This window comes from Aeromonas aquatilis, assembly GCF_054052405.1.
On sequence record NZ_JBSTYP010000109.1, the window covers coordinates 1 to 5,809 of the forward strand.

General features: G+C 62.2%; 4 protein-coding genes and 1 pseudogene. 3 read left to right on the forward strand and 2 right to left on the reverse strand.

Annotated elements, in window-relative coordinates:
* Positions 1-189: 189 nt before the first annotated feature.
* Together ACW5W8_RS23165 and phnR are read right to left on the reverse strand one after the other, a co-directional pair.
* Entirely contained in the window at positions 190-1,209 is a 1,020-nt protein-coding gene (locus ACW5W8_RS23165) for a putative 2-aminoethylphosphonate ABC transporter substrate-binding protein (protein WP_498630734.1), read from the reverse strand.
* A gap of 120 nt (positions 1,210-1,329) precedes the next feature.
* Positions 1,330-2,037: a phosphonate utilization transcriptional regulator PhnR gene (phnR, locus tag ACW5W8_RS23170; RefSeq protein WP_047438836.1), complete on the reverse strand. Its 708-nt coding sequence runs from the start codon at positions 2,035-2,037 to the stop codon at positions 1,330-1,332.
* A 253-nt stretch (positions 2,038-2,290) separates the two neighbouring features.
* Here phnR and phnW point away from each other — a divergent pair, with 253 nt between their 5' ends.
* The 3 genes and pseudogenes from phnW to phnX all read left to right on the forward strand — a co-directional run bounded on the left by phnW (position 2,291) and on the right by phnX (position 5,702).
* Positions 2,291-3,433, forward strand: coding sequence for a 2-aminoethylphosphonate--pyruvate transaminase (gene phnW, locus ACW5W8_RS23175; RefSeq protein ID WP_498630736.1), 1,143 nt, complete (start codon positions 2,291-2,293; stop codon positions 3,431-3,433).
* Positions 3,430-4,870, forward strand: a pseudogene (locus tag ACW5W8_RS23180) (aspartate aminotransferase family protein). Before phnW ends, ACW5W8_RS23180 begins: the two are co-directional and overlap by 4 nt.
* Complete coding sequence (gene phnX, locus ACW5W8_RS23185; protein ID WP_498630738.1) at positions 4,863-5,702, forward strand: phosphonoacetaldehyde hydrolase; 840 nt, start codon at positions 4,863-4,865, stop codon at positions 5,700-5,702. The pseudogene ACW5W8_RS23180 and the gene phnX overlap by 8 nt, the downstream one beginning before the upstream one ends.
* Positions 5,703-5,809 lie beyond the last annotated feature (107 nt).

Genomic DNA, 5,809 nt, shown 5'->3' on the forward strand with positions numbered 1-5,809 from the left:
TGGAGCGTTACGGGAGGGGCGTGAATATCAAAGCATGTTTGCATGAGGCGCTGGGGCACCCCATGCAACACGTAATTGGGACATAGCCTTTAATAAGTGTTAAGTCGTAATTGTTAACTCACCATTTAATCTGAACCGAGTGTCGGCAATAGATTGTGCTTGGTGTGTGCAAGCGACTCCAGTTCACGATTACTGCTTGGCTTCGGTTTTGCCGTCGAAGCTGGCGCTCCACTGGGCCAGGATGGCGTTACGCTCGCGGGCTGCCCAGCTAAAGTCGTTGTCGATCATCTGGCCTTTGATATCCGCCGGATAGCCCGCTCTCGGTTGGGCTACATCGGGGATGGCGACCACGGCGAACGACTTGTTGTAGAGGGCGTTGGCCTGTTCGGTGGCGGCAAAGTCGAGCAGCTGTTTGGCGGCTTCCAGCTTGGGGGTGCCCTTGATGATGGCGGCGGCTTCCATATCCCAGCCCGACCCCTCTTTCGGGAATACCACCTCGATGGGGGCACCCTTGGCCTTGAGGCTGGTAGCCGGGAAGTCAAAGGAGATACCGATCACCGTCTCGCCGCTGGCGGCCAGCTTGCAGGGGGCGGAGCCCGAGTGGGTGTAACGGTCGATGTTCTGGTGCAGGCCGTTCATAAATTGCCAACCCCGCTGCTCGCCCATGGTCTGTAGCCAGCCAGCGACGCTCAGGTAACCGGTGCCGGAGGAGCTGGGGTTGGGCATGATCACCTTGCCCTTGTAGATGGGCTTGGTGAGGTCGGCCCAGCTGGTGGGGGCCGGGATCCCCTGTTTTTCCGCCTCTACCTTGTTGAAGCAGATGGCGCTGAAGAAGGCGTCCAGACCGATCCAGTGCGGCTCGGCCTTGCTGTCGCGAAAGCGGCTGTCGAGCTTATCCAGACCTTTTGGTGCATACGCATTGAGCATCTGCTGCTGATCGAGCTGCATCAGGCTGGTAGCCGCCAGTCCCCATACCACATCCGCTTTGGGCTGAGCTTTTTCTGCCAACAATCGGGCGGTGACCACGCCGGTGGAGTCACGCACCCACTTGATGTTGATGTCCGGATGCTGGCGTTCGAACGCGGTTTTCAGCTCGTTGAGCTGCTCCGGTTCGAAGGCGGTGTAGACGGTGAGGTCGGTTGCTGCCAGTGCCGGGGCAGTCATGGCAGCCAGCACGGCGGCGGCCAGCAGATGGGTTCCCTGTTTCATCCTCTTCTCCATATAAGTTGGCTTGGTATAAACCAGATTGGTCGAGAGAGAGGCTAGGGGTTTTTTATGACGTGACCGTGACAACCCCGTGACGTTTTGCCGTTCCTGATTTGTCCGTGACTAATCCTGGGTATCCACTTCGATCTCCAGACTGTCGTGGCGCCAGTACTCCAGATCGAAGTCGAGCACTCGGCCGTGCTGATCGAAGTTGAGCCGCTCGAGGCGCAGGGCGGGTAGGCCGGCGGTGGCCCCTAGTGCCTTGGCCACCTCGTCCGGCAGGGCGGTGGGAAAAAAGCGCACCTGCATGCGGGCGTAGTGGAGATCGTAATGGGCCTGGTAGATCTCGGTCAGACTGCCGTTGAGATCCAGCTCCAGCAGGCCGGGCACCCGCTCTGGCAGGCAGTGGTTCTCGCAGTAGCAGATGGCACGCCCGTTGGCGTAGCGCAGCCGTTTGAGCAGAAACAGGCTGTCGAACGGCTTGAGCTGCAGTTGCGCCATCAACGCGGGCGGTACCGCCTGACGGCTTTTCTCCAGCAGCTCGGTGTGCGGTTCTCCCCCTTGCTCCCGCACTATCTGGTGAAAGTTGGAGGTGCGTCTGGGGTTCAAGCGAAAGCGCGGCGGGGTGACGAACCAGCCGCGGCGATCCTCCCGATAGATAAGGCCGTTTGCCTCCAGCTGCACCAGCGCCTCGCGGATGGTGACTCTTGTGGTGCCATAGAGTTCTCCCAGCAGCCGCTCGGAGGGGAGCTTGTCGTTGGGGGCCAGCCCCCCCGCCAGGATCTGGTTGGCGAGGGCATCCTTGATCTGCAGATATTGCGGTTTGCTCATGAAAATCCCTGGTTATGCAATGAGTTGGGCAATGGGCTGGGCACAGGGCAGGTCATTTGCGCGGTCGTTAAACGGCAACATCAACATGCATTGGTAGATACCAGAATCGCCCCTGCTGTTCAGGCTTCCTAGATTATCGCGATCCCGGCGCTGAAAATGAATTTTTTGTTGCACGTAGCGCCACCCCTTTGACCTTGGCGGGGCAGTTACCCACAATGCGCTCATTCTGGTATATACCAAAAGGAGCGAAGTCATGACCCATATTCCTGCGGCTCCTGCCGCCGTCGATTACCTGCTGCTGACCCCTGGCCCCCTCTCGACCACCGCGACTGTACGCGCCGCCATGCTGCAAGACAGCTGCACCTGGGATGCGGATTACAACCAGGGTGTGGTGGAGCCCATCCGCCGCGAGCTGGTGCGGCTGGCCACCGGCCCAGAATATCAAAGCGACTACAGCGCCGTGCTGCTGCAAGGGAGTGGCAGCTATGTGGTGGAGAGCGTGCTGGGCTCGGCGATAGGTAGCGATGAGTGTCTGCTGATCATCAACAACGGCGCCTACGGTGCCCGCATGGGGGAGATGGCCCGCTGCCTTGGCCTGCGCCACCATGAGCTCGACTGCGGCGAGACCACCCGCCCGGAGCCCGCCGCCATTGAGGCGATGCTGGCGTGCCACCCCGAGATCACCCATCTGGCCATGGTGCACTGCGAGACCACCACCGGCATGCTCAATCCGCTCGAGGAGGTGGCTGCGCTCTGCCAGCGCCGCGGCATCCGCCTGATCGTCGATGCCATGAGCAGCTTTGGTGGTATCCCCATCGACATGGGGCGCCTTGGCATCGAGTTTCTCATCAGCTCGGCCAACAAATGCATTCAGGGGGTGCCGGGCTTTGGCTTTGTCATCGCTCGCCGCGTGGCGCTCACGGCCTGCGCCGGTCGCGCTCGCTCGGTCTCCCTTGACCTGCACGCCCAGTGGCAGACCATGGAGCAGCAGGGGGGCAAGTGGCGCTTTACCTCGCCCACCCATACCGTACTCGCCTTTGCCCAGGCGCTGCGTGAGCTGGACGAAGAGGGGGGCATTGAAGCCCGTCATCAGCGCTACAGCGAGAATCAGCGTACGCTGGTAGATGGCATGTTTGCCCTCGGCTTTGCGCCGTTGCTGCCAGAAAAATGGCAATCCCCCATCATTACCGCTTTCTACTCTCCGGCCCACCCTGACTACCGCTTCGCCGACTTCTACCATCGGCTCAAGGCGCAGGGCTTTGTCATCTACCCGGGCAAGGTCTCGCAGGCCGACTGCTTCCGTATCGGCAATATCGGCGATGTGACCCCAGAGCGGGTGCGCTGCTTGCTCGCCGCCATGACCAGCGCCTGCTACTGGCAAGGGGACGCGCTATGACCAGCATGCTGGCTCAGGGTCGTGATCTGCGTGGCCGCGATTTACATGGCCATAAGCTGCACGGCAGTGGCCGCGCCGACAGCGAAGGGGATATCAACCTCGGCGAGGAGCGGGCGCGTTGGTGGGCTGACCAGAGCGAGGCGGTGCAGGCGGGATTGGCGGAAGATAGCCGCTACTTCCTCCATCAGGCCCTCTCCACCCCCTGTCTGGATTTGATCGAGGGGGCGCAGGGGAGCTGGTTGACCAGCGTATCGGGCAAGCGTTACCTCGATTTTCACGGCAACAGCGTCCATCAGCTGGGCCACGGTCATCCCAGGGTGGTGGCCGCGGTGCAGCAGCAACTCGCCGATCTGCCGTTCGCGCCCCGCCGCTACACCCATCAGGTTGCCATCGACTGCGCCCGCACCCTGGCTGAACTGGCCCCCGGCGATCTTAACCGGGTGCTGTTCGCCCCCGGCGGCAGCGAAGTGGTGGGGATTGCCCTGAAGCTTGCCCGATTTATCACCGGCAACAGCAAGGTGGTGTCCCTCTGGGATGCCTTTCACGGCGCCTCCCTCGATGCTATTTCGGTCGGCGGTGAAGCCTGTTTTCGCGCCGGCATGGGTCCGCTGATGGCCGGAGTGGAGCGCATTCCGCCTCCCACCCGCTATCGCGGTGTCTGGTATCGCGGGGAGGGTGATGATCTGCACTACGCCGATTATCTGGAGTACGTCATCGAGAAGGAGGGGGGGGATCGGCGCCTTTATCGCCGAACCTATCCGCAATACCGATGTACAGGTGCCCTCGAAGGCCTACTGGCAGCGGGTGCGGGAGATCTGCGATCGCCACAAGGTGTTGCTGATCGTCGACGAGATCCCCAATGCCCTGGGGCGCACCGGCCACTGGTTCAGCTTTGAAGAGTTTGGCATCGAGCCCGACATCATCTGTCTGGGCAAGGGGTTGGGGGGCGGGGTGGTACCGTTTGCGGCGCTCATTACCCGCGACCGTTTCAATCAGGCTGCGGCCATCTCGCTCGGTCACTACACCCACGAGAAGAGTCCTATCGGCTGCGCGGCGGCGCTCGCCACCATCGCTACCATCCGCGAAGAGGGGTTGCAGGCAAAAGCGCAGGAGGATGGCCACTTTATGGCGGCCGAGCTCGGCAAGTTGGCTGAGCGTCACCCGCTGATCGGCCAGGTGCGCGGCATCGGCCTTCTGTGGGCCCTCGATCTGGTGGTCGATCATCACAGTCGCACCCGCAATAGCCAGGCCGCCGAGCGGCTGCTCTACCGCTGCCTGGAGCTGGGGCTCAGCTTCAAGGTCTCCCAAGGGAACGTCATCCAGCTTTCGCCCCCACTCAATATCGCCCGCGCCGATCTGGTGCGCGCCATCACCATTCTCGATCGCGCCCTTGGCGAGATCGCACTTTCACCGAAACAGGAACATCACCATGACTGACTTGCAGACTGCCATCGACCCGACCACCGACATAGAGGCGCTGATCCTCGACTGGGCTGGCACCGTCGTCGATTTCGGCTCCTTCGCCCCCACCTCCATCTTCGTCGAGGCCTTCGCCCGCGCCTATGACTTCCCCGTTACTCTGGATGAGGCGCGCCAGCCCATGGGGTTGGGCAAGTGGGATCATATCGCCGCGCTGGGCCGTCTGCCCTCGGTGGATGTGCGCTGGCAGGCTCGCTTTGGCCACCCCATGAACCATGCCGAGGTGGACCACCTCTATCACACCTTTATGCCGCTGCAGATTGCCGCGGTGACCCGCTTTGCCGCCCCCATCCCCGGTGTGTTGCCGGTGCTGGACGCTCTGCGGGGGCAGGGGCTGCGCATCGGCTCCTGCTCCGGTTACCCCCGTCCGGTGATGGAGGCGCTGGTACCGGCCGCGGCCGATCACGGCTATCGGCCGGATCACTGGGTCGCCACCGACGATCTCAAGGCTGGTGGTCGCCCCGGTCCCTGGATGGCGCTGGCCAACGTAATTGAGCTCGGAGTGAGCGCGGTGCATCGCTGCATCAAGGTGGATGACGCCGTGCCGGGTATCAGCGAAGGGCTTAACGCGGGCATGTGGACGGTGGGATTGTCGGTTTCCGGCAACGAATTTGGTGCCACTTGGGAAGAGTTTGCCGCCATGAGCGAGGCGGAGATCGCCGCTCGGCGCGCACCGGCCGAGGCCAAACTGCGGGCGGCGGGGGCGCACTATGTGATTGATACCCTTGCCGACATCGCCCCGGTTATCGCCGATATCAACCGCCGTCTGGCTGCTGGCGAGCGGCCGTAGGCCACAGACTGCTGATAAACCCCTGGACGCCGATCCCGGGGTTTGATCTAATTGCTGCATGGCCAATAAATGGACTGCACCATGCTCAGAGAACCCGCACCCCAACA

What these genes read in the sequence shown, in the direction of transcription:
- phnW (WP_498630736.1), top strand. Translation starts at nt 2,291, where the DNA reads ATGACCCATATTCCTGCGGCTCCTGCCGCCGTCGATTACCTGCTGCTG.
- ACW5W8_RS23165 (WP_498630734.1), bottom strand. Translation starts at nt 1,209, where the DNA reads ATGAAACAGGGAACCCATCTGCTGGCCGCCGCCGTGCTGGCTGCCATG.
- phnX (WP_498630738.1), top strand. Translation starts at nt 4,863, where the DNA reads ATGACTGACTTGCAGACTGCCATCGACCCGACCACCGACATAGAGGCG.
- phnR (WP_047438836.1), bottom strand. Translation starts at nt 2,037, where the DNA reads ATGAGCAAACCGCAATATCTGCAGATCAAGGATGCCCTCGCCAACCAG.